Source organism: Chryseobacterium herbae, assembly GCF_025154075.1.
GTDB lineage: Bacteria > Bacteroidota > Bacteroidia > Flavobacteriales > Weeksellaceae > Chryseobacterium > Chryseobacterium herbae.
On the sequence record NZ_JAOAMU010000005.1, the window covers coordinates 341,157 to 367,748 of the forward strand.

Below are 26,592 nucleotides of genomic sequence, written 5' to 3' on the forward strand. Positions count from 1 at the left end.
TAATCTCTGTGAAAATCTGTGGTGAAAAAAAATATAAACCACAAAAGGCAAAAAAGATTTTAAACACTTTAGTTATTTTTTAAATTCAATGTACTGAGCATAAAAAGTGGACTTAAGTTTAAAAAATCAGCGATTTTTAGTGAGACTCTGATTCTGAGTGAAACCTTGGAAATATAAATAGTAATATCAATTAAACCCTATAGCGATGAATGAAATGAATAATGAAGTAACCATTATCAACTACGAACCTCAATACAAAGAAGCTTTTAAAACATTAAATGAAGAATGGATCAAAACATTTTTTACCATGGAAGCTGGCGATTATAAACTGCTGGACAATCCGGTAGAACATATTATAGAAAAAGGAGGACATATCGTCTTTGCGCTTTTGGATAATGAAGCTGTAGGAACCTGTGCATTGGTGAAACTTTCCGATGAGCCGCTTCGATTTGAACTTTCCAAGATGGCAGTAAGCCCTAAAGCACAAGGCAAGAAAATAGGTTATCTGGTAGGACGGGCTTTAGTGGATAAAGCAAGAGAATTGAAAGCACAAAGCATTTTTCTGGAAACGAATTCCGTGTTGGTTCCTGCGATCAAACTGTATGAAAAGTTAGGCTTCAAACATATGCCGATTTCAGATTCTGCCTATGACCGGTGTGATACCCAAATGCTGCTGGAAATCAATGATTAAGCAAAAAAAAGATATTAGAACTCGGATTGGAATATCCTTGTTCTAATATCAAAAAAATTAAATCTAATGCGTTGTTATAGTTAGGAAGCCTGAAGTTCGAAGATGGAAGTTATCTTAGCCTAAAGCCAAAATTGCAGTGGATTTTAATCACTTTTTATGGAAACTGTTGAAATTGAATGTCCAACGGTAACTTCCATCCTCCTCTTCCAGCTTCCAATCTCCTCTTATTTCTTAATGAAAGTCTTCGTCAGCGACTTTGTACTTCCCGTGATCTTGATGAAATACACTCCCGCAGATAGGCTCTGGATGTTTAATGTTTCGTTAAACAAACCGTTCGAAGGCTTTAAATTTTTTGTTGAAATCACGGATCCTTTGGCGTCAATGATTTCTGATTTAATCTCTTTATCTTCAGACTGATACTGGATACTGATGCTTTCTGAAGCAGGATTTGGATAAAGCTTGAAATCATCAGTTTTTGTTTTGGTATCCTTCACAGCCAAAGCACCGTTAGCACATACCGGAATACGATTCACCCCATCGATTCCCCATGATGGCTGTACCGGAATACACATCCAGTTCAGAACGGTAGGGAAATGATCCGTTTCTCTTGTTGTTGAGGAGTAATCATGAATTTTAAATATATTGGTAGTCCCTGCAGCATAAGCAGGAGATCCTGTTACTGCAAGATGGTTGGCATTCGGACTTGAATCGGTCAGCGTGTTTCCTGAAGTTCCGTTGCATTTCCAGTCTGCCAGTAGTTGAGCATAATAAGGATGCGAAGACGTAATATCCTGATTCGCCCAATTGACGATCACATCATTCGGAAGAGCAGATTTCCAGATTCTGATGTCTTTATAGGATGCTGCAAGATTCTCACCATATACATTTGTCCCGTCTTGATTGATGGTAAATGGAAGACCTGAATCTATATTTCCAATGGTATTCATTTTAGCAAAAGTCACAGGAACACCATCTTCATACATCGTTACAAGTCCATCTCTGTCGAAACTTACGGCAATATGTTTCCATTTTCCTGTTTCTACTTTTCCTCCAGTCATGTCAATTCTGTTGGTTCCGTCACCGATATTCATTTTGAAATTTTGTCCTGAGCTTCCGGAGATGACAAAACCTTTATTCTTTCCATTCGCCCAGTTTTTATTACTGACCATCACGGGATCGCTTGAATAGGCTGCATTTGGTTTTACCCAGAATTCAATCGTAAAATCCTGAGTGGCTCCGAAATTAAAAGGAGTCTGGTTAGCCGGTTTTGCATACGTACCAGCCGGAAAGCTAAGCTGATTAAAAGTTTTATTGGACTCCAGAATCGTTTTACTGATCTGCTGAGGAGTAAATCCAGGATTGGAATAGATATTAAAGATATTTCGTTCCGAAAGGTTTCCACCACCATGGCCGCTTTGTACAGCCCCATGATCTGTCGTTAATACCACCAGCCATTCTTCATTGTTGTAGGTTGGTCTGTTTTTCATAGCATTGACGATCTCTCCGATATAAGCATCGGTAGTTTGAATTGAAGAAACATACTGAGGAACTGTACCAGCGAATCCATAAGAATGTCCGGCATGGTCTACATCGTCAAAATCTACAAAAAGAATATCGGGATTATCATTCTGCATAGCATTCACGGCTGCATTTTTTACCGCAAGATCTGAACCTAAATTGCTTTGTACATCGGCATTTTGTACGATCTTATCATTGATAGGCGCCCAGTTAACCAGAGACATTGTTCTTAAATTAGGGTTATAAGTTTCTGCTCTTGTTAAAAAATCATGATAGTTTGCATAGTTCGGGCTGGTGAAATTGTTGTCCTGAACGTTGTGCTTCGTATGCCATACACCGGTAAGCATGGTGCTCCAGCCATTTCCGCTCAAGGTTATGGCGGCGCACAGACCATCAAGGGAGTAAATGGATTGATTGACAAGGTTTTGGATGTTCGGAATGTTGCTGGACATCATCACGTCTGCACGGCATCCGTCAATACCGATAAATAGAACTTTCTTGGTCTGAGCTTGAAAGAAACAGCTCATAAGAACGGCCATTGAGAATAGTTTTGTTTTCATGGGGATAAAGGGTTTTGAAAAAGAAATGTTTACAAATAGTAATTTTATTTTTAACTATTGTAAAATTAATTTACTATTTGTAAACATGTGTAAATTTAAAGTTAATAAATTGATAACTAAACGATTATGTTTTTAAACACAAATGGCACCCATCTTTTTCACGAATGACACAATGAGTTTATCTGTGAACATTAGTGAATCTATTAGTGCCATTAGTGTTTAAGTCTTAAAAATGAGGCTGAAAAAAGTAAGTATGATTTGAAAGAAGAGTTTAAAGTATATCTTCAGCCTCAGAAATCGTATTAAAAATATAATCAGGATGTGCCTTTTCCAGCTCTGTTCTGCTTTGTGCTCCTGAAAGAACAGCGATAGTCAGTCCGCAGCCTGCATTTTTCCCTTCTTCAATATCAATCACAGAATCACCAGCTTTTAAAACCTTTTCCGGTTCAGTGATATTGAATTTTTTCATCGCAAGATTGATCATGTCAGGGCTTGGGCGGCTTTCTGAAACATCGTCAGCAGTGATCAGTGCATCGAAATGGATATTTTCTTTCCATTGTAATTTATCCAAAAGCTGATGGGCAATCTCGGAAGTATAACCGGTGTTGAGAACCACTTTTTTATGCTGAGCTTTCATCTTTAAAAGAAAGTTTTCGGTCCCGTTGATAGGCTTCACTTCAAGTTTGTGGTAAGCTTCTTTTAACTGTTCTGAAAAGTTCTGGAAAATAACGGCAGCATCTTCTTCATTGCCCTCGATTTCCTTCAGTAAACTGGTGATCGCTTCCAGCTTTTCCATGCCGGCGCAGCTTGAAAGCACCTTTTCTAAAGTCACATGATAACCGTGATTATTCACAGCCTGCGTTAAAGTTTTGTACACTACATTGTCTTCGTCAATCGTTGTTCCGGCCATATCCAGAACCAGTAATTCTATATTCTTCATTGAAATTTATGCGTAAATTTTATCTATATTAAATTTGGAAAAGCCCCCGCTTCCTGTCATTCCTTTTCCTCCGATAGCGGTCACAATGTGAACATTCGGAGAAGGGTTGTGCTCGAAAATATCTTTTGTTTTGCACTGGGCATACACCCCAAACCATCTCCTCTGAATTTCATAGGTAGGAAGGTCAATAATTTTTTTAGCTTCGTGAATCATGAACTCGTCAATTTCCATATTCAGATCATACCCAAGATCATCAGCGTTTTTAGCATCAGCATATTCATGAGAGTCTCCCAGAATGATAGATCCGTCCAGTGCCTGTTTGAATAAAATATGAACACCAAACTTTTTTTCAAAAGATTTTGGATCTTCTAACGATTTGATTTTCTGATAAGAAGCGCATTCGCTGAAGGATTCGTACCTTCTGATGGAAAGTCCCGTCAAGATATTTCCGGGAAGAGAATAAATACCCTGAGGTTTTGTCTGCAGCATCTGTAGCTTGCTTACTTCAATGTCGCTTTCATCGAATAACTTAGGATATAATGTTTTAAATTCATGTCCACTACAAATGATAATTTTTGATGCTGTGAATTCCGTTCTGTCTGACGTTATTGCCGTGCAGTTCTGTCCGTTTTCTCCAGTTTCAATAACCATAGTATTATAGAAGATCTGAAGTCCCAGTTTTTCCTGTAATAGTTTGTGAAGTTTAACGATCATATCGGCAGAATCCACCGACAGTTCCTGCGGGAAAAAGAGTCCCCCTTTACAGTAATCCGAACGGAGACCGTCAAATTTCTTGATACAGTCGTTTTTTGATAACAGAACAGATTCATAATCATTGTTCTTGTTGATCTCATACAGTTCTTCGATGAGCTGAATTTCTTCATCATTCGAAGCGATATATACAGAACCGTTTTTTCTTATGGTAAGATCTGCCTGGGTGTGAAGTTCATTATAAATAGCCAGACTTTCTCTTCCATAATTCTGCCATGTAAGATCCATTCCGGAGGGAACTACCTGTCCGAAATTTCTCACCGTTGCGCCCTGAGGAACAGAATTCCTTTCCAGTAAAGCGACCTTAAGGCCTTTTTTTAGAGCATGATAGGCGTGGAATGTTCCCAAAATGCCACCTCCCACAACGATTAAATCAAATTTTGCTGTCATTGTTACTTTAATTTATAAAATTTTCGACGTGTCGAAATTGATGAATTGATTAGAATTTGAATTTGAGTTTGAATTTGGTTTTGCCTTTTTTTTGAATGCTAAAAAAGCAATGACCGAAAGAATAAAAACGACGGCTGTAATGATATAATTCAGATGAATATAAAAATTAAGCCACGACATCTTTGATGAACCAAAGTTCTTGTACAACAGGATCAAAACACTTCCAAGGTAGCCGAAAGAATCTACAGTATAAATCAGAAACCCTACATTTCCTTTGATATCAAAAGCGCCGATCATCCGGTCAAAATAAACTCCATTGAAAGGAATATAGCAGATATACATTCCAAAACCGGAGATGACCATCCATACAAATGGAGATAAAGCTCCGTTCTGAAATAAATAGGTTGACAATCCTACCGTAAGAATTCCTGCAAAAAGAATATAGTGGTAATAAGCAAATGCTTTTTTATTGTTTTTTACCTTGACCATGAAACTTAAGATCAGAAGAACCATTACTGCAATGGGAATTTCTGTCAGGGTGAAAATGGAACTGTCAAAACCAACATGCAGGCTGTCCCAGATCTCGCGGTTGAAATTATCTCTGAAATCCCTTAAAACCGTTAAACCGATATACAGAAAAATAATACATACGATAGGAATGAAAAACTGACGGATCAGTTCTTTCCTTTCTGCACGGACTAAAGGCTGTCTTTTGTTTTTAAGCAGAATATCTTCTTCCGTAGGTTTCGGAATTCTTTCCAAAAGAAAAGCGAAAATAATTAACGGAATAATAAAAATCAATCCGGTGCAAAATGGCATCCAGAATTCTGAAACAGGAAAGGTATCCATAACGGATTTTCCGACCGATTTTGTAAATCCTGAAGAAACCACAAAGCTTGTACACAGGAAAAGTCCGATGATCTCTGTCGTTTTCCTTCCTTCAATATAGGAAAAAACAATTCCCCAGATCATTCCCAACGGAATCCCATTGATAAACATGAAGACGATATTGTAAGGAGCAGGAACAACTGCAAATCCTAATAAAGCAAGCTCGGCCACTCCAATGAACGCCAGTAAATAGACGATTCTTTTTTCAGGTTTCAGCTCTGAAATAAACTTGATCCCAATGAATTTAGAAATGAAATAACCCACCGCCTGAGCGATGATGATCAGGATTTTATAATCAACTCCAAAATAGGCGAGTCCTTCAAAAGAAGCTACGGTAAAAGGTTTCCTGAAACCGTACATGCAGAAGTAGACACCGAAAGCAGCCAGTGCAGCTTTCAGTGTTACTAATGTATTTTTGTTGATACTTTGAGCCATTATGATGGTTTAGAAGTTTAGTTTTATTCCCAGATTACATCTTACCCCGTAGTATTCTACCTGTTCAGGACGGCCTTCATCCTTTCCGAAATGATAGATCAACGGTTTGTTCAGCATGTTGTTGACGTCTGCATACAGCATAATGTGTTTGCTAAACTGGTATGATCCTCCGAAATCCAAGCTGCTGTATTTCCCGTAATAAGAATCATTGATATCGTCTTCCGCATATTCTACGGCGTATTTTCCTTTGTAATTGTAAGCCAGTCTTGCATTGAATCCTTTTTCCTCAAAGAAAACCTGTACATTATACAGCTGTTTGGCCTGATAAGGAAGAGCTACCTTTCTGCCGCTTGGTTTTTCCATTTCCGAAGTCATGAACGTCGCATTTAACTGGGTTCCGAAGTACTGCAGGAATCCTGGTAAAAAGTCGAATCTCTTAGTAATTCCAAGCTCAATACCGCCCAACCATGCTGCTTTTCCGTTATTCGGTGCTGTGAACTGTACGCCAGTCATTCCGTTGTAATTTCCAATAAAAGAATCCTGGAAAACAGGGTCTGTAATGGATTTATAGAATACACCACCACTCAAGATCCCTACATTCGAGAAATAGTATTCTCCCATCAGGTCAAAGTTTAATGAATACGTTGGATTCAGGTTAGGGTTTCCACCCTTGAATTCATTGTCCGCTTCAATATAGCTTCCACCGGGTGTCAAATCCCCGAAGTTCGGTCTTGAAAAGGTTCTCGTTGCGGCAAAACGAAGATTGGTTTTATCGTCTAAGGCATATTTGATGTGGAGCATCGGAAGAACGGCCAGATAATTTTTGGTGTGTTCAACGGGTGTTAAAACATCATCGATCACATTATATCCTTTTACTTTGGTATTTGTATTGGATAATCTGATTCCTCCTAAAACAGTGATCTTATCATTTATTTTATAGGTTCCCATTCCATAGGCATCTGCATGCTTTTCAAGAACGTCGAAGTTTCTTCCCAATGCTTTGTTGTATTCCAATGCTTCAGAATCAGTAGTGTTGATCTTTAGATTTCCCTGGTTCTGGATCCAGAACTGATCCATACCTGTTGTAGAAAGGACCGGTCCGAATGTGGTTCCGATATGGGAATGCATTTCATTTAAATATTTTGGTCCGTTTGGCTGTGCGGTGATGTATGGCCCGTAATCGGACAGAAGAGGAGCTGTTCCTCCGTTCCAATTATAGAAAATATCCGAGAATCTGGCATTTCTTTCCTTGTCTCTGTATTTAAAACCATATTTTAAAGTCAGTTTATCTGATGCATTGATTTCATGATTGAACCCGGCTACGATCTTGTCTTTTTCCTCAACAAAAACTTTGTATAATTCAAGGTCTGTAAATCTCATCTGTGATGCATCCATTTTAAAGTCCGGATCCCTGTAAAATCCAAATAAAGCATCCGCATTTTTATAATCTAATTTTCCACCATCTGCTTTCCAGTAAGCTCTAGGTCCGTTTCCGTGGTTGGAAATATAATCAGGGTTGATGCCCACTCCAGATTGTGTGTATTTGATCACATAATAAGCATTGTTCTGTTTGTCAGGAATATTTCCGTACTTGAAACGGTTATCATAATAGGATAGATCCCAGTCGATTTTTCCTTTATTTAAAGTATGAACCCCACCCAGAGAAACAGAAGTAAGCTCCGTGATCAGCAAATTGTGAATATTCTGAAGCTCTACTCTTGCGGTATTATTCGTTGAGCTGAATTTATCAAACCTAATCCTGTGTTTGTAATGCGTTTCGTCATCAGAAAGCGTTCCATACATTCCTTTTAAATAAAATGTATTCTTTGGAGACAGTACATACTCAAAAGCAGTATTGATTCCCGTTGTTTTTCTTACGCCGCTGTAATCGCGGAGTTCCAGTCTGAAAACACCTTCGTCACCGCTTCTTCTCGCTTCAAAATTATCCGTAGACCAGTTTCTGATAAAGTGCGCCACATTAAATAGGTATCCGAATTTTTTATCCTTAGTTCTGCCTCCGTAAAGAAGTCCAAGATTGTAAACCCCTTTGTCAGCTTTAGCATTGTAGCCGCTTCCTAAAGTGGCTTTGAACTCTGTTTTCATGGGTGGAGTCTTCGTAATAAAGTTTACACCACCTCCGATTCCGTCAGCTTCCATATCAGGGGTAAACGACTTATTCACATGGACATATGAGATCAGTTCGGTAGGGAAGAAGTCAAATGCTGTCGCTCTGGAAGTGGTTTCTTCCTCAGCAGTAGGCAACCTGTTTCCATTAATGGTTGTTGATGCCCAAAACGGCGGAAGTCCTCTTAAAGAAACAAATCTTCCTTCACCCTGGTCTCTCTCGATGGATACACCCTGAACACGCTGAACGGTTTCTGCCGCATTTCTGTCCGGAAGTTTTCCGATTCCGTCAGAGGCAATGACATTGGTAATATTCACCGCGTTTTTCTGAAGGTTTAAAGCTCTAGCTTCTGTATTTTTTAAAGTTCCGGTTACCACAACTTCGTCGATGCTCTTTCTCTGCTGGGATAATTTGATAGAACTTAAGTCTACGGTTTCTCCGGATTTCACATCTACATTAATATCTGCTGTTTCATAACCGATATAGCTGATCTGTAGATTATACTGGCCTTCTTTGATATCATTTATAATGAATTTTCCATCGATATCAGTAGCGGTATTTTTTGACAAACCTTTTATTTTGACCGACGCGCCGGGAAGGGGTTGGCTGTCGTCAAAAACAGTTCCTATAATTAACTGCTTCTGCGCTGACACAAAAAAGATCAAACAGACAAAAGCAAGGGTAAGTAATTTCTCTAATTGGGTCCTCATTTTTACATATATTAAATTTTCACTGCAAATCAAGCTAATAATTTTAATATATATAAATATTTCGTATTAAGTATTATTTAACAAATCAGGGTAATTTGTTACTTATATTTTACTTAATTTACCTTTTGGTGAACGAAAAATAAAATGATGAATAGTTCTTAAATTCCTTTATTACAGGGCGTTTTAGTTTAATTAATGAAATGTTTCCTAAGTGAGAATTTTAGATACATATAGTCCTGTGGGTTAACATAACGTTAATTTTAGAGGTAAACAGAAAATCCGAAAGTTTACTATTTGTAAACTTTTTATTTAAATAAATAAGAAAAGCTTATAAAAGGATGAGCTTAAAAGCGGAAAGTTTTTACGTTTTTTATTAACGCAAAGTAAAACAAAGAATTAACTTTAATTACTTTAAAATAAGATAAACAAAGGCGTTTCACTTATTTCCGAAATGCGATTTTTAGAACTAATTAAAGCCTGAAATTTTTGATGTTTTGTTTTACTTTTGTTAAATGAAATGCCTTTGTTTATCTTTATTAAAATTGTTTCATTTCAAAAAACTTTGTTTATCCTTGCGATTATTAAACGTTTAAATGATATCAAAGTATCAGCGCATAAAACTATCTTTTTTCTATTCCTTATTTTCCAATAATTTAAATGAATATTTTTATTCGAAATTTAAAGCGGATTTTTTTATTGCAATTTACCACGCAAAGATTAATTCTCAAAGAGTAATATTTGAGACTGCAAAGAAAGAATCAATCTTTGATTGATTTGACTAAGGTGGTGAATAAAGAGTCTGCTTAATCAACAGCGCAGCCGGAATTCTTTGCTTTCTTTAAAGTTATAGATTCTTAAATGTAAAACTTTACGTTTTAAAAATAGGCAGTACTAGGCGGTATAAAAGTAAAGAACAAGCATAATACAGCTTTCATCGCTGATGCTTACCGGAACGTGCGGAAATTTTCCGTTAAAATAAAGAGAGTCGCCTTCTTTTAAGATGATTTCTTCGTTGTCGATGATATATTTTACTTCGCCTTTCAGAATATATTTAAATTCCCAGGCATCAGTGATCACTTTTTCTCTTTTGGAATTGGGCTCAATAGTCAGTAATACGGCTTCAAAGCCTAAAGAGTGCAGGCTTTTGCTGAAGATATGCATATACTTGAATCCTTCCGCTTCCACTTCTTTTTCGATAACCTGCTGGCTGTCTTTGGGAAGATAAATGAATTTGGCACTGGATTTTTTTTCCACGCCTTCAAAGAAATAGCTGGCATCGATCTCCAGAGATTGTATCATATCCAATAGTACAGGAAGTGAAGGAATGGTTCTTCCGTTCTCGATCCTGGATACAAGGCCGTTGCTTACATTGGCTTTGGAAGCCAGCTCATTGATGGTTAAATTATTCTTTTTTCTGATATCCTTCAATCTTTTACCGATACCTATTAAAAAATCATTCATAGTGTTTGCAATTTAACCTAAATTATGTTCCGTCATTAGAGGGATGAAAAGCAAAGTTAATATTATTCTATATAGCTTTGGTCAACTCCCATATCAATTCACCGAAAATTGTTATTGAAATTTTTCCCTATTTTTGTGAAATTCCTTATTTCAATGAAAAAGATTATCCTCATCGAAGACGAAACCAGTGTTGTCTCTTTTATAAAGAAAGGACTTCAGGAAAGCGGTTACGAAGTTTCCGTAGCTTTTGACGGTCGTACCGGCGTGCAGTTGGTGCAGGCCAACGATTTCGATCTGGTGGTTCTGGATATTATGCTGCCGGAAATGAATGGTCTGGATGTCTGTAAAGAGATCAGGAAAACCAATCAGCATGTTCCGATTTTGTTTTTGACCGCACTGGGAACTTCTGAGAATATTGTTCTTGGGCTGGAAAGTGGAGGGGATGATTATCTGGTTAAGCCATTTAAATTTATTGAACTGGTAGCGAGAGTAAAATCTCTGCTGAGAAGAAGTAATGGAGTTAGCCCTCAGGAAATTGCCGAGCCGGAACCGGACAATGAGCACGTATTTCAGTTTTTAGACCTAATCGTTAATGATTATACGAAGAAGGTGACGCGAGCCGGAGATGAAATCTCACTGACGTCTACTGAATATAAGCTTCTGCTGTATTTTCTTAATAATCCTGAAAAAGTAATTTCCAGAGCCGAGATTCTGGATGCGGTTTGGGGCGTGAACTATGAATTGGGAACCAATGTAGTAGATGTTTACGTAAATTATTTACGAAAAAAACTGGACAGTCAGGATGATAATAAATTGATTCATACAGTGATAGGAATGGGGTATGTACTGAAAAAATCTTAATGGATGTTTAATAAAGTTGTCACAAATCAAACCAAAACAATGGTGCTTTTAATGTTGGTATTTACTGCCATCATTCTGCTTTTCAGTGGGTTGGTTTATTTTTCGATTGTCAACTTTTCGCATCAGAGATTTTATGAACTACTCAAAATCCGTACAACGACGATTGTTCAGATTGAGAAAAGCAAAGACCATCTGGATCTTCCCGAAAACTATATCCTCAACAGCCTGAATGATGAGGAGCTTCCGATGGAAAGAGATTATGTTTTCGCGGTTCCTGCAGATTCCAATTTCAAAAAGATCTCACAGGAAGTTCATATTCCGGATTATTTTTTCAAAAGTATTGTCAGAAAAGGGGAGTCTAATTATAATGATAAAGAATTCTATTATATTGGGCAGACCTTTAAATATGATGATAAAGATTATATCGCCATCGCTTCTGCAAAAAACCATTATGTAATCTATTATCTCGGGTTTTTAAAAAGAACACTGATCACCTGTATCGTACTTTCCCTGTTCTTCAGTATGATCTTTTCTTTTTATCTCTCTAAAACTTTATTCAGACCGATTCTTAAAATTACTGGAAAAGTAAAGGAGATCAGTTCAGAAAATCTTCACCTTAGATTGGAGGCTCAACCGGACAATAAAGAACTGAATGAGCTGGTAGACACCTTCAACGGAATGCTGAACCGTATCGAAACTTCATTTGAAACCCAGAATCATCTGATCGGAAATGTATCTCATGAACTGAGAACACCTCTGACATCGATTATGGGTGAAGCGGATGTTGCTCTTTCGATCAACAGGACGGCGGATGAATATAAGGATACCTTAGAAATTATTCTCGACGAAGCTGAAAAGCTGGATAAAAAGATCAAAGCCTTACTGATGATCGCTCAAACCGGTTTTGACGGAAAGATCCAGAAAATGGACAAGGTAAGAATTGATCAGCTACTTTGGGATGTCATCGAAACGCTCAGAAAGATTGATTCCAGAAATAATATCTACTTAGATATCAGTATGCTTCCGGATAATCCTAAAAAATTAAAAGTTCAGGGTAACGAGCAGCTGCTGCATCTTGCCGTAGCCAATATCATTAACAACGGCTGTAAATATTCTAATTTCCAGCAGGTGAAAGTTTCGCTGGGCGCTACAGATACCGATGTTTATATCATTGTAAAAGATTTCGGGATCGGAATTCCGGAGGTGGAGATGAACAAAATCTACGATCCGTTTTTCAGAGCTTCCAATACCAAAAACTACGAAGGCTACGGAATCGGACTTCCACTGGCGAGAAACATCGTAAGAATGCACTACGGTGAACTAATCGTAAGTTCTCACGAAAACCAGGGAACCACAGTACAAATGCGTTTTCCTAATTTCTACAGTACGAGGCCGGAAAGTTAGAGCACTGGTTTGAGAGTAGGAGCGTTTTAGGGGTTTGAGAGTTTCGGGAAGTGATGAGTTATAAATGATGAGTTATGAGTGATGTAACGTAGGTCTTTGAGTTGGAAGCTTTTCACCATTCACTTGCGAAGCAAAATTGACCATTGACCATTCTCAACCTTAGCCTTAAGCTCAACCTAAAAATCTGATATCTCGCGTCTGAAATCTCCTATTTACGCAAGAAATTCACCATTCACTTGCGAAGCAAAATTCACCATTCACGTTCTTAATCTCAGTCTTACGCTTAAAGCCTTTTGTCTGAAATCTGAAATCTGACATCTGAAGTCTCTTTATTAACAGGCATTAACAATATTCTAATCTCATTTTAATCTCTTTAATCACATTTTAATTCCATTCCAAAGGGCTTCTAATCTTGCTGCTTTAGTTTTGTATCATCAAAATATGACAACAAACCTAAATCTAAAAGATATGACCAAAACAATTTTAATCGCCACGGATTACTCTCTTGAGTCACTGAACATATTAAAAAAAGTACTGAAAGAGAAAGAAGCATCGGAAGACCAGAATCAGTATAATATTCTTTTGGTTTCAGGATATGAAGCAGGAGATTCTATCAGAGATCTTCTTTTCAATACCAAAAACACGGTCTTCAATAAAATCAGACCCCAGGAGTTCTGTGATGCTTACGGAATCATCAGAAACAAATATCCTCACTTAGTCAATAAGATCGTCTGCGATATTTTCACGGGAAGCTTTCAAAGGACTTTCAACAATTACGTAAGCGCAGAGCATATAGAAGAAGCCTACTATTCTCCATCTATTAAAAGTAAGGGCAAAGGAAAATTTGATATTGCCCCTTATATCAAAAAATGCAAAGACCTTAAAGTTCAGGAAATCAAAGTGGAAATGCCTGAGAGACTTCCGGAAAGAGGAAGACTGGCTCAGATCTTTGTAGAGGTCTAAAAAAAATACATCAACACCATAAAAAAGAATAAAAATGTTAAGAAATTATAGTAACAGCCGAACGTTGGGAGACAATATCAGATTGGGGACGCTAACTGCATTCACTGCAGGTACTATAAATATTGCCTCCCTGTTAATTTTCCTCTCTTTTACATCGAACGTAACAGGACACTACGCTATATTGGCAGCGGAAATCAGCAAAGGAAACTGGACGCAGGTGGCTGTGGTAGGAGCATGGATCTTCCTGTTCTTCTTCGGAAGCTTTGTGTCTAACTTCATCGTGATCAACTTCAATAAAAAGAGTAAGTATTTTGCCCACTCTATGCCGATTGCGCTGGAAATCATATGTTTATTGTTTGTAGGGATATATGGACAATTTTATTATCAGAAAACACTGGAAGAAACAGAATATCTGGTAGCCCTGATGCTTTTTGCCACCGGACTTCAGAACGGGCTTACCGCGAGTATCTCCAACTTCTCGGTGAAAACAACCCACCTTACGGGTACTACCACCGATCTTGGAATCCTGCTTTCCATGTTTACGAAAAAGAAATATAGAAAGAGCGCTGAACTGATTGCAAGGGCAAAACTGCTGACGAGTATTATGGCGGCCTATGTTTTAGGAGCTGTGTTCTCAGGATTGACATATTATTATCTTGAATTCAGGGTGTTTTATGTGATCAGTTTGTGTCTTTTAATTGTGATCGGGTATGATGCCTACAAAATTCATATCAGACACTTTAATACCAGATACCGCTACAGCAGGATTTATAAGAAACCGAATATATTGGCTTCTCTGTATGATAAAGTACACGGAATTCCGAAAAGAAAAGAAAAAAGAACGCTTGTTTTTGACGAATGAGCCGTGAAGAGATAAAGTAAATATCAGTATTATTTTTGTGTAAACTAGCTGTGAAGCACCCCTTTTCGATGGTAGAGAAGGGGTGTTCTTCTTTAAATTAGAAATTTCCGTAAGTTCTTTTTTTAGAACCTGTTTAATTAACTTGAATTTGGGTTAAGAACAAAGAATAAAGAACGAAGATGACAGACATTAGATCGGGATAAGAACATTTAGATAATAAGATTGAAAAAAGAAAGATTGGAATTACTATTTATCCTTATGATAAGGCTCAAAACCTTGATGTACTGATCAGGTATTTCTGATAGCCTCCTATATATTCAATAGGAGCGGGCTTCAGCCCGCTTACAAAATATATGCAATGAAGAGGGCTTTAGCCAAAACTTGTTACTATTAACCGTGACAAGGTTAACAGGGCTGCCAATACTTAAGTAAGCTCAGACTTTCTGACCGTAATTAAAATAAATCGTTCTTATCCCAAACTCAGGTTATTTCACGCAAAGTTCGATTCTAATACCGTACAGTATAAGGAGAGCAAAGAAGAAATCAATTTCATTGATTTGACTAAGCAAGCGTTATATCCGGTAGCTTCATCAGCGACGTAGTCGAACTCTTTGCTTAAAACTAAGCGCTATCAAAAAAAATCTTTACGTTAAAAAAAAGAACATCCTCTTTTCAATATTTTTTCCTCCACGAGGGATAAAAACAGAACTGCACGGCAAATTGTGATTAAAATGTTGATAATTAAATTTTAATTCACGGTTTTATTGTTTTAATTCCCGTTTCCATTGACTATTTTTGTAAGTTGATTAAACGTTTTATGTCAGATATTATTCAGCTTTTACCGGATCATGTAGCTAACCAAATTGCGGCAGGAGAAGTGGTGCAGAGACCTGCGTCCATTGTGAAAGAACTTTTGGAAAATGCTATTGATGCAGACGCGTCCAAGATAGAATTGATTATCAGGGATGCCGGAAAAAACCTGATCCAGGTGGTGGACGACGGCAAAGGAATGTCCGAGACCGATGCTCGGATGGCGTTTGAAAGACATGCTACGTCAAAAATCAAAGGAACGGAAGATATCTTTAAGATCTCTACTAAAGGATTCAGAGGTGAGGCGTTGGCTTCTATCGCTGCGGTTTCCCAGGTTGAACTGAGAACAAAGCAGAATGATGCCAAGATCGGAACCAATATCTACATTGAAGGTGGAGTATTTCAGTTTCAGGACCCGATTCAGACGGTGGAAGGATCCAATTTTCTGGTGAAAAATCTGTTTTACAACGTTCCGGCCAGAAGAAAATTCCTTAAAAATAATAATGTTGAATTCAGACATGTCATTGATGAATTCCAGCGAGTTGCTTTAGCTCATGAAAATCTGGAGTTTTCTCTTTTTCATGATGATGAAGCCGTTTTTAGACTGAGAAAAGGAAGTCAGATGCAGCGTATTGTAGATGTTTTCGGACGTAAACTGCAGCCACAACTGATTCCGATCAAAGAAGATATTATCTGGTGTAAACTTCACGGATTTGTTGCTAAGCCTGAAGGTGCTAAAAAATCGAGAGGGGAACAGTTTCTTTTCGTTAATGGGAGGTATTTCAGAAGTCCGTATTTCAATAAGGCAGTTCAGGAAGCTTTTGAAGGACTGCTTCTACCTGGATATGTTCCTACATTTTTCCTATATCTTGAAATGGATCCGGAAAAGATCGATGTGAATATCCATCCTCAGAAAACAGAGGTGAAATTTGAAGACGAGCACCTGATTTTTGCTCTTCTTCGTTCTACCATCAAAAGATCTCTGGGAATTTATAACGTTTCTCCAAGCCTAGATTTTGATAAAGATCCGGAAATGGACGCGATGATGAATAAACCTTTTCCAAGCAAAGGAAATGGTGGCGGAGGTGTCATCAAGATGCCGGAAATTATTGTAGACAAAGACTACAATCCGTTTATTGAAGAGCGAAATGTGCGTCCTGAAGAAATTCAGAACCTTACGGAAATGTACCATCAGAATATGACAGCAGAACCTTCGAAGATCAATTTATTTGAAGATGAAGATTTCGATGAAGACCTGATGAGGTTGCCGAACGGTTACTGGCTGTTCAATAAAGGAGATGTCACCCTGATGCTGGATCTTGGAAGAATGCACAGACTGGTTGTTTCCGAAAACAATAAAACATCAAGGAAAAACAATATCAATGTCAACCCCAACAGCCATGCGTTGCTGTTTTCTCTCGAGTATCATATGAACGAAATTGAGAAGAGTAAATATAATTCTTTCAAAAAATTTCTTCCCGAACTCGGGTTTGACATGAAAATTGCACATGAAAGCGTACTGAGAATAGATGCGCTTCCCGAAGGACTGAAAGAAACTCAGGCGATGAAGTTTCTGGAGAACCTTTTTGAGATCCTGGAATATAAGACTGAAGAGGAATTTATGCAGTTTTATCTCAATCAGTGGAACAAAATGCATTCGAAATCAAGGTTCGATTTTATTTATAAGAAAGATGCGGAACAGGTCATCAAAGACTTTACAGCTTTAGGCTTCCCGGAGTTTTTGCCGGATGGCAAAAGATGTTTTTATGAAGTTCCGTTTAATGATTTTAAAAACAAATTTTAAAAAATGTTTAACAATATACCGCCCATCACAAGGAATATTATCATTATTAATGTGATCGTATTCATTGGGACTTATTTTCTTGGAAATCAGGTCATCGGTTATCTTGCCGGCTTTTATCCTTTTTCTCCGTTTTTCCATTCATGGCAAATCATTACACATATGTTTATGCATGGAAGTATTATGCATATTTTATTTAATGTGCTGACACTGTACAGTTTCGGACCTATTCTGGAGCAGACACTAGGAGAAAAAAAATATCTGATTCTCTATTTTTTAAGCGGACTAGGAGCTTTTTTCCTTTTTAACTTATGGAATTTTGTTGAAGCTCAGCAGCTAATGAGTGAATTGCAGCAACTTGGGTTCAATGTGAATGCCTATCTGTCCGGAGCAAGTGTAGGATTTAGTGGAGATGCAGCATCGGTTTTAAAACAGAAGGAACTGTTGGAGAGCTTTAAAGCGATTGTAGCTACACCAATGGTCGGTGCTTCCGGAGCTATTTTCGGAGTGGTAGCTGCCTTTGCTACTCTTTATCCTGATTCAAAGATAATGATGATGTTTATTCCGATTCCGATCAAAGTTAAATATCTGATGCCTATCGTCATCGTAGTTTCTATATACCTTGGAGTTTCCGGAAACGGAGGCGGTATTGCTCACCTGGCGCACGTTGGAGGCGCACTGGTTGGCTGGATTCTTGCTAGGATATGGAAAAAACATCTGTATAGATTCAATTAGAAAAAGTCTGTGAAAGTTTTCCGTCTTATCATATTAATTCTGCACGTAGGCATATTGTTCCTGCTGTTGGGTACGTTGTTAAATGCATACGTTCCGCCTAAGATATTTCCGTGGTTCAATCTGCTTTCTTTAGGATTTCCTGTACTGATTATTATTTATGGAGTATTCACTGTTTTCTGGCTTTTTAGCTGGAAAAAAAGAACTTTTGCATTTATGCTGGCAGGACTTCTCTTGATGAATCCCGTACAGAGATGGATCAATTTCACTTCTGACCAAAAAGAGACGGCAGATCTGAAAGTGATTTCCTTTAATATCAAATCTGGTTCTTTAGGTGCAGACAATATTGAAAAATATCTGAATGATGCCAATGCTGATGTTGTTATGCTTCAGGAGGCCGGAGGAAAAGTTTCTGTAAAAGGAATGGACGTAGTGCATAACAACGGAATCCTCAAAGTCTTCACAAAACATAAAATAATAGACTCCAAAGAGCTGATAAAGAGTGATTATAAGAGCAATAATGGCTATGCTTCCCAGGCGGATATTGAAATTAAAGGGAAAACATACCGGTTTATCAATGTATATCTCGAGCCTTTTAAATTTGAAAAAGGGATGATCAAAATGGATGGGGTCAAAGAAGAGGATGAAAGGAAGATGAAAAATATCGTCAAAAGACTGATTCCGGTTTTTAAAAAACATCAGGATCAGGTCGATATTATTCAGGAAAGCATTGAAACATCACCTTATCCCGTTATTCTTGCCGGAGACTTTAATTCTGTTCCCAATTCTTACGAATATTATCACTTATCCGATGGGCTCGAAGACGCTTTTGTAAAAGCAGGAAAGGGGAGCGCAACCAGCTTCCATGACTACAAATTTCCGATCAGGATTGATTATATTTTTACCTCAAAAACAATACATCCGGTGACTTATAAAGTAGACCGAACTGTAAAGCTTTCAGATCATTATCCGGTGATAGGAACATTTTCACTAACACATTAATAATCATAAAATTAGTTAAAACTTTTGTGCTTGGTAGGGTTTTTGATGAAGAGAAGCGTACCCTAGTCCGTTATTTCATGAAGCCGAGCCAGTTATTACTATTTATTCATATTCTTGTTGCCGTGTTGCTCTTATGCACATTGGGAAACGCATGGATTCCACCTAATTTTTTGGGCTCCCTAAACCTACTTTCCCTTGGTTTCCCCTATCTGATTATCGTATATGTCCTTCTTACACTGGTTTGGATCGTTAAAAGAAAGAAAATAGCCATTGCATTTTTATTGGGAACATTTCTTTTCTACAACCCTGTGAGACGGTGGGTGAATTTTTCACCAAAAACAGAAAATTTTAAGTCCATCAGAGATATCAAAGTGATTACGTTTAATGTAAAATATGGAGATTTCGGCTGGGATAAAGTGAAAAAATACATCGCAGATCAGGATGCAGATATTATTCTGGTTCAGGAGAAAGACACCAATAGGGCCATCAGAAAGGATATGATAAAATATCCTTCCGTGATTCTGAAGACAAAACATAAAATTGTAAGACAGGAAAAACTGATTGAAGAAAGTGCGAGAGGAAACTCTTTTTATGCCGATGTAGATATCAACGGAAAGATCATAAGAGTGGTGAATGTATATCTGGAACCTTTCAGACTGCACAAATCCATGCTTAAATTTGATGGTTTTGCCAAAGAAGGCGGGAAGATAGCAAACCTTATTTCCCATATGACGCCTACCTTTAAAGCCCATGAAGACCAGATCAGAAAGATCCGTAAAGTAATCGATTTTTCACCTTATCCGGTGATTCTGGCTGGAGATTTTAACTCGGTCCCCAATTCTTATGAATATTATAATCTGGGGAAAGATCTTCAGGACGCCTTCCTTACCGTAGGAAACGGAGCATCTACCAGTTTTCATGATTATAAAGTACCTCTTAGAATCGACTATATCTTTACTTCAAAGTCTATCGTTCCTTTAAGCTATAAAGTAGATCATGCTGTAAAATTATCGGATCACTATCCTGTAATTGCAGAATTTCTGCTAAATTAGTTCCATGAAAAATTTACTCTCTGCGGTTTTTGTGATTCTGCTTTTGCTATCGGCCTGTTCAAAGAAAGAAACACCGGGTTTTGCAGCAGACGAGCAGGTGAAAGTTCATTATGATACCGCTGCTGTTGATTCATTTTCAACAGGCGCCACATCGGTAGATATTGTCCGCCAGATCAGAATGTCATCGCAGAAATACCAGGATTCTATAAAACAGGCTGAAAAACTTCAGAAAGAAGAGCAGAAGCTGAAAGAAGAGCTCGAAAAAGAAAATAAAAAGAAACTGGAAGAGGAAAAAAAGAAGACGGACGCAGAGAAGAAACAGAAATCATCAGACACTCCACCCGCCAATGGAGCAAAGACAGAATAAAATTCACCAAATATTAAAAACCTTTTAAAAAATATAAAATATGAAAAAACAAATCTTAGTAGCAGCTGCCATCGCAGTATTTGCTGTATCATGCACAAAATCTACCACTAAAACAGAACAGGTTGAAGGTACTGACGGATCTGTAACGACCACCACGACTACTGTTTCTGAAACATCTCCTCACGTAGATACCGCTAAAATAGACAAGGCGAAGGAAGATGTAAAATCTAAAGTAGATGCAGCAGGAAACAAAATAGACGAAGCTGCCCAAAAAACGAAGGAAGATCTTAATAAAGCAGGAAAAGACATCAAAGCAGGAGCGAAAGAAGTTGGTCAGGATGTAAAAGATGCCGCTGCAAAAGGCGCTGCCAAAGTAGAAGAGGGAGCGAAGAAATTGAAAGAAGACTTAAAGAAATAGTAAATACTAAAAATACAGAAAACGCAGTCAAATTTTGGCTGCGTTTTTTATGTGTTGTTTTTAGGGATCAGGGATCAGGGAGAAGTTGTCTTTAATAATAAATAAGTATCCAAATATTTTTTTGGATCTTCATAACTTCCATCTTCCTGCTTCAGGCTTCCTTTCCTTCTTCTCACTACCTGTTAAGTTCCAGTAAAGGATCTATATATTCCCTGTCGTTGCTCAGTCTAGGGACTTTATTCTGGCCGCCTAGTTTTCCTTTGGACTCTAGCCATTGGTAGAAAAGATCGGGTTTTGCGATGTGAACAATCGGTCTTTTCAAGGTAAGATTGTTGTATCTTTTAGCTTCGTAATCCGAATTGATCGTTTTTAAATGATGATCAAAAGCATCCGTAAAACGTTCCAGATCATCCGGATGATGACTGAATTCGAAGATCCATTCATGGGCACCACCTTCGTTCTCTTTCATAAAAACAGGGGCGCCGGTGAAGTCTGTAATACTTGCTCCGGTCACTTCGCAGGCCTTTGAAAGGGCAGATTCCACATTCGTGATCATAAGCTCTTCCCCGAAAGCATTGATATAATGTTTGGTTCTTCCCGTAATTTTTATTCTGAAAGGATTGATGGAGGTAAATACCACGGTGTCACCGATCAGGTATCTCCACAGTCCGCCATTGGTCGTGATCACCATCGCATAGTTTTTTCCAACTTCAACATCTTCCAGACTCACTACTTTCGGATTAGAAAAATGAAACTGATCCATTGGAATGAATTCGTAAAAAATACCATAATCCAGCATCAGCAGCATTTCGTCGCTGTCCGATCTGTCCTGGATTCCGAAGAAGCCTTCAGAAGCATTGTAAATTTCGTAGTAATTGATCTTTTTCCCAATGATCTGTCTGTATTGGTCCTTGTAGGGCTTGAAACTAATTCCGCCGTGAAAAAAGACCTCTAAATTAGGCCATAGCTCAGAAATACTTCCACTGTCGGTTTCTTTTAAAACCCTTTGAAGAAGTACCATCATCCAGCTAGGCACCCCAAGGATACTTCCTACATCTTCATTTTTTACTTCTGAGGTGATGGCTTTAAGCTTGCTCTCCCACTCAGACATTAAGGAAACCTTTTTGCTTGGTGTTGTGGTGATTTCTACCCAAAAAGGAAGATTATCAATTAAGATAGCAGACAAATCCCCGAATTTGGTATTAAAATCTGCGTGGAGCTCAGAGCTGCCGCCCAAACGTAGGTTTTTATTGGTGAAAAGCTGATTATCAGGATGGTTGTTGGCATAGATAGATACCATATCTTTTCCTGCTTTCATGTGGCAGTATTCCAGACTTTCCGTGGAAATAGGGATGAACTTGCTTTTTGCATTGGTCGTTCCTGAGGATTTTGCAAAATGCTTGATGTATCCCGGCCAGCTTACGTCCTTGTGTCCCTGTCTTGCTCTTTCGATAAAAGGCTCAAAATCTTCATAAGTAACGATCGGGACCTTGTTTTTAAAGTCCTGGTAGCTTGAAATTGAATTGAAGCCATATGCTTTGCCGTATTCAGTGTCTTCAGCATGAAATAGCTGGGAAAAGAGTATACCTTTCTGAGTTTCAATGGGATGGTCCATGAAATTCTGAATCTGATCTATTCTTTGACGGATAAACCAGTTGACTACAGTATTGAAAAGTGCCTTTGTTGCCATTCCAACAAATATAATAATATTTGGATTTTTAGAGAATTTTTATCACGTTAAATAAAATAACCCTGAAAATTAGCAAAGACCTCCGTGAGATCTTAGTCATGTTTACAGGAAAGACTCAGCTACTTTTAGTATTTCTTGGGACATCTGTTTCAGGAGAATTAAAGGAATATTTTTCAATTTTTTGAATTATTTTTTGAAAAATTTATTTAAAAATAGAAGTATCTGTTTATAAGCATAATTTTTTATATTTTATTGGTTTTCAGTAATTTATTCTTTTGTATTTCAACCTTATCGCCCCCTTAATCACGTAGGTATTAAGTGAAATAAAATGGGGATTTTACATTTTTTTATTTTTTTCACGTTTGTGTGATATTTTTGTTTAATATTGCTGCAGTCAAAATTTTTAAAATTTCCTCAGGGAAATATTTAATTTGTTATTTACAAATTATACGAAAATTTTAAAGGAATATTAGAGGTCTCTCAAAATATTAAAAACTAATAAAATGGCAACCAACCAGAATGGAAATTCGTCTTTAATAACTGCTTTAGCTTCTATATTGGGCTGGGGAATGGTAGGCGTGTTTATAAGACTTTCTTCCCTGAAGTCTCCATTGCTTATTATTTCCCTAAGATTTATTATCACTTGTTTGGCTTTGTTTCTGGTTTTATTCTTTCAAAGAAAAACCAAACAGGTTTTCAAGGATTTATTTTCGAATAAAATAATTGTTATTCTGAGCTTGGTTTTATTTCTGACTTATTTCTTTGGAACAATGGCTTTTATGCTTGCTCCTATTGGAGAAGTAACACTATTAATAAGCATCTCTCCTTTTTTTGTGATTTTATTCAGGATATTGAAGGGTAATTCTATTTCAAAAAATGAATATATAGGAACCATAGTGGCCGTTTTGGGAGTGGCTGTTATCATGTATCCACATTTTGGCGCTCCGTTAAATGTTTCTTCGTCGTCAGTATTGGGGCATATATTCGCCATAACAGGGGCGTTATTATTTGCTGTTTTTGTGATGATTTCCAACAGACAAAATCTTTTAAACAAACAAATAAATACTTTAAGTGTAACCCTCGGAACCTGTTTTTTTGGAGGTTTGGTATTTCTTTACATTCTGGTATTTGACAAGGTAGGGATTCATTTGGAAGGCTTGAGTAGTTCTAACATACTAAGCATCATTGCTCTGGGGATCTTCTCAACAGCAATTCCCACTTTTGGATTTGCGTATGCCTCTAAAAAATTACCGCCTTTATTATTATCAAACCTTCTGTTGCTGGAGCCCGTTTTTGCTATTGTTTTTGCTTATTTATTCCTGTCTGAGGCGCCCAGTATGTATATATATCCAGGTATTCTATTAATTTTTATAGGTCTTTCAAAAGTATCAAAAAAGTGATATGCTAAGAAATTAAGAAGTTATGAAAACAGATTTTTCAATTTTGGATGTTTCGGGTGAAACATGTCCAATCCCGGTATTAAGATTAAAAAAGATCTTAAAAACAACGTTAGCAGGTGATAAGATCAAGCTTATAGCCACTGATCCTAATACGAAGACGGATGTTCAGAGGTTTTGTCAAAATGGTAAAAGTAACCTGCTGGAATACACTGAACTTGCAGGCGTTTACTCTTTTTTAATTTTAAAGGTATAATATATAGTTGCTATGAACTCAACCAAAAGTGCTTTTAGTGTTATTGAAAAGGAATTAAGAGATATTAAAGGGAAAAATCAATCAATTATTGCAGGGCATTACTGTATTGCAGATGGATTGGAAGATCTTTCTAATGAAGGAGAGTCGGAAGTACATTCTTTCGAACTGGGTCTTGAATCTTTTAAGTATTTAAAAAATAAAGGAAATAAAGTTTCATTTAACTTATGGATTAATGATATAGGGGTGGATATTTCTTTTAGAAAAGAGTTTAAGGAACTTTATAAAATCCCGGAAAACTATTTGATGATTCTGGATCAATATGATGTAAAAAGTTCAGAATTAGATATTTATTTTGAAAGCTCAGTAAGAAATAGAGCGATGCTGGAATTTCGAAAAAGATATAAGGTGTCGCCTGAGAAATATACCTTATTTAATAGTAATGAGCAATCACTCGTGAGATGTATTAATAATGATCAATGCGAAATAAGTGAGTCTAAAACAGCGTATACTATTATGGGTCCGGACGGAAATCCGATCGTAATGAGAGAGGGAGCCAGTGTAAAGTGTAATTTGATTTTAGCCACGCTGTTGCATTTGGTTTATAATAAACATAAGTCAGAAGATATTATTCATATATCAAATGACATATATGTTGATCGTGTTCGATTGGGAGAATATGTAGCCTCAGAAGTCTATAACCTGAAAAGCTATTGTCATAGTTTTTTTTGTGATGAAGAAAATTCATACAAGAAAGATTGGTCGTAATCCTGTAAAAGAAGTAGGGCAATAATAAAAATGTCTGCCATCAAATATTTACATCTAAAAACTTTATTAAATTTTTCACAAAACTTCTTTTATGAATTATAAAGAGCTATTTATAGGAACAGATCTGTACATCAACACTTCTGATCAGAAAAAAACTGAACGCATCTATTTAGATTCGGCAGCAAGTAATCTGGCTTTGAGGTCTTCACAGGAAATCTCTCAGGAATATTTAAACTATTATGCTAACGCACACACGAAAGTACATGCAGCGGCTAAATTTACTACCGAGCTTATTGTGTGGGCAGAAAATACAATCAAAAATTTCTTAGGAGCAGATGATACATATAGTGTTGTATTCCTTGGAAACGGGGTTACTTTTCCGTTAAATAGACTCGCGCTGGGGTTAAGTAAACTGAGACCTGAAAAAGACACCGTTATGATATCTTCTATGGAGCATCATTCTAATGATCTTCCTCATCGTGTTAACCATGAAAAAGTAATGTATATTTCAGGGTTTGATGAAAAAGGGGACTATATAGGCTTTGATTTAGCTGAAATTGAACAGCAGCTCGAAAGCTCAAATGGAAAAGTAAACTATGTGGCCATTACCGGCGCAAGTAATGTTTCCGGTGAAATCTCTCCTTACCATGAAATTGCCAAACTGGCGCATCAATATGATGCTTACATTATCGTGGATGGGGCACAGCTGGTAGCGCACGCATCTGTTTCATTAGTCAATAAGGAAGATCCTCTTTCTTCTGTTGATTTTTTTGTTTTTTCGGGACACAAAATATACACTCCGGGATCTCCGGGAGTACTGATTGGAAAGAAAGAAATCCTAGCTCAGATGGAACCCATATTTTATGGCGGAGGAATGGTAAGCTCGGTTACATTAAAAGATTTTACAGTAGCCGAACATCTATCGGATAAAGAACATGCGGGAACATTAAATATTCCGGGAATCATATCTCTTGGCTGCACGATCAATTTTATGCAACATGTAGAAATGGAGAAAGTCTATGCTAAAGAACAGCATTTGATCAATTATTTATATGCTGAGCTAAGCCAGATTCCGGAAGTAATTCTTTACCCCAATGCTAATATTACAAACAAAGTTGGTGTCATCTGTCTGAACTTACAGAACATTCCTCACGAACTGACTTCTTTGATTTTAAATGATTATTTCGGAATTGCTGTTAGAAATGAATGTTTTTGTTCCCATCCTTTTGTAAAAGATTGTTTAGTAGAGGAATTGTGGGATATTGAAGATGAATCAGCCGTTAATCTTTATAGAGGAATGGTTAGAGTGAGTTTAGGTCTTTACACAACGGAAAAAGATTTGGAATTCTTCGTACAATCCATCAAGAAAATCATCGGGAATATTGATTTTTACCGCATGCAGTATGAGCTGATTGATAAAACTAATTATAAGCATAAAGATTTCGATAATGATCTCAAAGATTACTTTGATATAGAGAAAAAAATAAAAAATTACTATGAAAAATCATATTCTTCATAAATAAATCTTTCAAAGAGAGATGGCTGAGTGGCTTAAGGCGTATTGTCTTCGTGACAATATATGCGTTCTTCGCATCAAAGGTTCGAATCCTTTTCTCTCTTCATTTGTTGGATGTTTGCGGTTGTATTTGCCGCAAAACTTCTGATCATTTATTTTACATAAAGAGAGATGGCTGAGTGGCTTAAGGCGTATTGTCTTCGTGAC

At 37.3% G+C, this 26,592-nt stretch carries 22 protein-coding genes and 1 tRNA gene; 16 read left to right on the plus strand and 7 right to left on the minus strand.

Translation table 11 applies throughout. The features are described from left to right. The first annotated feature begins 205 nt into the window (after positions 1 to 205). The gene (locus tag N0B48_RS16935) at positions 206 to 691 is read left to right on the plus strand and encodes a GNAT family N-acetyltransferase (protein WP_259840079.1); all 486 of its coding nucleotides are present in this window, start codon (positions 206 to 208) and stop codon (positions 689 to 691) included. Between the two features lie 224 nt (positions 692 to 915). Here N0B48_RS16935 and N0B48_RS16940 read toward each other — a convergent pair whose 3' ends face one another. The 6 genes from N0B48_RS16940 to N0B48_RS16965 all read right to left on the minus strand — a co-directional run bounded on the left by N0B48_RS16940 (position 916) and on the right by N0B48_RS16965 (position 10,489). Beyond that, positions 916 to 2,769, minus strand: a complete 1,854-nt coding sequence (locus tag N0B48_RS16940) for a LamG-like jellyroll fold domain-containing protein (protein WP_259840080.1) — start codon at positions 2,767 to 2,769, stop codon at positions 916 to 918. 271 nt (positions 2,770 to 3,040) lie between these two features. Next, complete coding sequence (locus tag N0B48_RS16945; RefSeq protein WP_259840081.1) at positions 3,041 to 3,709, minus strand: HAD-IA family hydrolase; 669 nt, start codon at positions 3,707 to 3,709, stop codon at positions 3,041 to 3,043. A gap of 6 nt (positions 3,710 to 3,715) precedes the next feature. Beyond that, a complete protein-coding gene (locus N0B48_RS16950) occupies positions 3,716 to 4,870 on the minus strand; it encodes a TIGR03364 family FAD-dependent oxidoreductase (RefSeq protein WP_259840083.1) in 1,155 nt (384 codons plus the stop codon). Positions 4,871 to 4,882: 12 nt separating this feature from the next. After that, positions 4,883 to 6,193: a DUF5690 family protein gene (locus N0B48_RS16955; RefSeq protein WP_259840085.1), complete on the minus strand. Its 1,311-nt coding sequence runs from the start codon at positions 6,191 to 6,193 to the stop codon at positions 4,883 to 4,885. A 9-nt stretch (positions 6,194 to 6,202) separates the two neighbouring features. Continuing rightward, entirely contained in the window at positions 6,203 to 9,028 is a 2,826-nt protein-coding gene (locus N0B48_RS16960) for a TonB-dependent receptor (protein WP_259840086.1), read from the minus strand. 891 nt (positions 9,029 to 9,919) lie between these two features. Next, entirely contained in the window at positions 9,920 to 10,489 is a 570-nt protein-coding gene (locus tag N0B48_RS16965) for a helix-turn-helix domain-containing protein (RefSeq protein ID WP_034724567.1), read from the minus strand. A gap of 153 nt (positions 10,490 to 10,642) precedes the next feature. Between N0B48_RS16965 and N0B48_RS16970 the strand changes: the two genes are divergently transcribed. The 10 genes from N0B48_RS16970 (at position 10,643) to N0B48_RS17015 (ending at position 20,761) form a co-directional block, all read left to right on the plus strand. Further along, positions 10,643 to 11,350 carry a response regulator transcription factor gene (locus N0B48_RS16970; RefSeq protein ID WP_259840087.1) on the plus strand — a complete coding sequence of 236 codons (708 nt, stop codon included), beginning with the start codon at positions 10,643 to 10,645 and terminating at the stop codon, positions 11,348 to 11,350. A gap of 3 nt (positions 11,351 to 11,353) precedes the next feature. Beyond that, positions 11,354 to 12,754 carry a sensor histidine kinase gene (locus N0B48_RS16975; protein WP_259840088.1) on the plus strand — a complete coding sequence of 467 codons (1,401 nt, stop codon included), beginning with the start codon at positions 11,354 to 11,356 and terminating at the stop codon, positions 12,752 to 12,754. A 441-nt stretch (positions 12,755 to 13,195) separates the two neighbouring features. After that, positions 13,196 to 13,717 (plus strand): hypothetical protein, encoded by a 522-nt coding sequence (locus tag N0B48_RS16980; RefSeq protein WP_259840090.1) that lies wholly within the window; start codon positions 13,196 to 13,198, stop codon positions 13,715 to 13,717. 34 nt (positions 13,718 to 13,751) lie between these two features. After that, positions 13,752 to 14,579, plus strand: coding sequence for a YoaK family protein (locus N0B48_RS16985; protein WP_259840092.1), 828 nt, complete (start codon positions 13,752 to 13,754; stop codon positions 14,577 to 14,579). A gap of 817 nt (positions 14,580 to 15,396) precedes the next feature. Next, a complete protein-coding gene (gene mutL, locus N0B48_RS16990) occupies positions 15,397 to 17,193 on the plus strand; it encodes a DNA mismatch repair endonuclease MutL (RefSeq protein ID WP_259840093.1) in 1,797 nt (598 codons plus the stop codon). A gap of 3 nt (positions 17,194 to 17,196) precedes the next feature. Continuing rightward, the gene (locus tag N0B48_RS16995) at positions 17,197 to 17,925 is read left to right on the plus strand and encodes a rhomboid family intramembrane serine protease (protein WP_259840094.1); all 729 of its coding nucleotides are present in this window, start codon (positions 17,197 to 17,199) and stop codon (positions 17,923 to 17,925) included. Between the two features lie 9 nt (positions 17,926 to 17,934). Then, on the plus strand, positions 17,935 to 18,924 hold the full coding sequence (locus tag N0B48_RS17000; RefSeq protein ID WP_259840096.1) for an endonuclease/exonuclease/phosphatase family protein: 990 nt from the start codon (positions 17,935 to 17,937) through the stop codon (positions 18,922 to 18,924). Between the two features lie 26 nt (positions 18,925 to 18,950). Next, positions 18,951 to 19,976: an endonuclease/exonuclease/phosphatase family protein gene (locus N0B48_RS17005; RefSeq protein ID WP_259840097.1), complete on the plus strand. Its 1,026-nt coding sequence runs from the start codon at positions 18,951 to 18,953 to the stop codon at positions 19,974 to 19,976. A 4-nt stretch (positions 19,977 to 19,980) separates the two neighbouring features. Continuing rightward, a complete protein-coding gene (locus N0B48_RS17010; RefSeq protein ID WP_259840099.1) occupies positions 19,981 to 20,343 on the plus strand; it encodes a hypothetical protein in 363 nt (120 codons plus the stop codon). Positions 20,344 to 20,383: 40 nt separating this feature from the next. Continuing rightward, a complete protein-coding gene (locus N0B48_RS17015) occupies positions 20,384 to 20,761 on the plus strand; it encodes a hypothetical protein (protein ID WP_259840100.1) in 378 nt (125 codons plus the stop codon). 175 nt (positions 20,762 to 20,936) lie between these two features. Here the strand turns inward: N0B48_RS17015 and N0B48_RS17020 are convergent, their stop codons facing one another. Further along, positions 20,937 to 22,451, minus strand: a complete 1,515-nt coding sequence (locus N0B48_RS17020; protein ID WP_259840102.1) for a GH3 auxin-responsive promoter family protein — start codon at positions 22,449 to 22,451, stop codon at positions 20,937 to 20,939. A gap of 503 nt (positions 22,452 to 22,954) precedes the next feature. Between N0B48_RS17020 and N0B48_RS17025 the strand changes: the two genes are divergently transcribed. The 5 genes from N0B48_RS17025 to N0B48_RS17045 all read left to right on the plus strand — a co-directional run bounded on the left by N0B48_RS17025 (position 22,955) and on the right by N0B48_RS17045 (position 26,489). Continuing rightward, entirely contained in the window at positions 22,955 to 23,851 is an 897-nt protein-coding gene (locus N0B48_RS17025; RefSeq protein WP_259840103.1) for a DMT family transporter, read from the plus strand. A gap of 22 nt (positions 23,852 to 23,873) precedes the next feature. Beyond that, positions 23,874 to 24,104: a sulfurtransferase TusA family protein gene (locus N0B48_RS17030; RefSeq protein ID WP_259840104.1), complete on the plus strand. Its 231-nt coding sequence runs from the start codon at positions 23,874 to 23,876 to the stop codon at positions 24,102 to 24,104. A 12-nt stretch (positions 24,105 to 24,116) separates the two neighbouring features. Further along, positions 24,117 to 24,869, plus strand: a complete 753-nt coding sequence (locus N0B48_RS17035; protein ID WP_259840105.1) for a hypothetical protein — start codon at positions 24,117 to 24,119, stop codon at positions 24,867 to 24,869. Between the two features lie 91 nt (positions 24,870 to 24,960). After that, positions 24,961 to 26,388, plus strand: coding sequence for an aminotransferase class V-fold PLP-dependent enzyme (locus tag N0B48_RS17040; protein WP_259840106.1), 1,428 nt, complete (start codon positions 24,961 to 24,963; stop codon positions 26,386 to 26,388). Between the two features lie 13 nt (positions 26,389 to 26,401). After that, positions 26,402 to 26,489: transfer RNA gene (locus N0B48_RS17045), tRNA-Arg, on the plus strand. Positions 26,490 to 26,592: the final 103 nt, after the last annotated feature.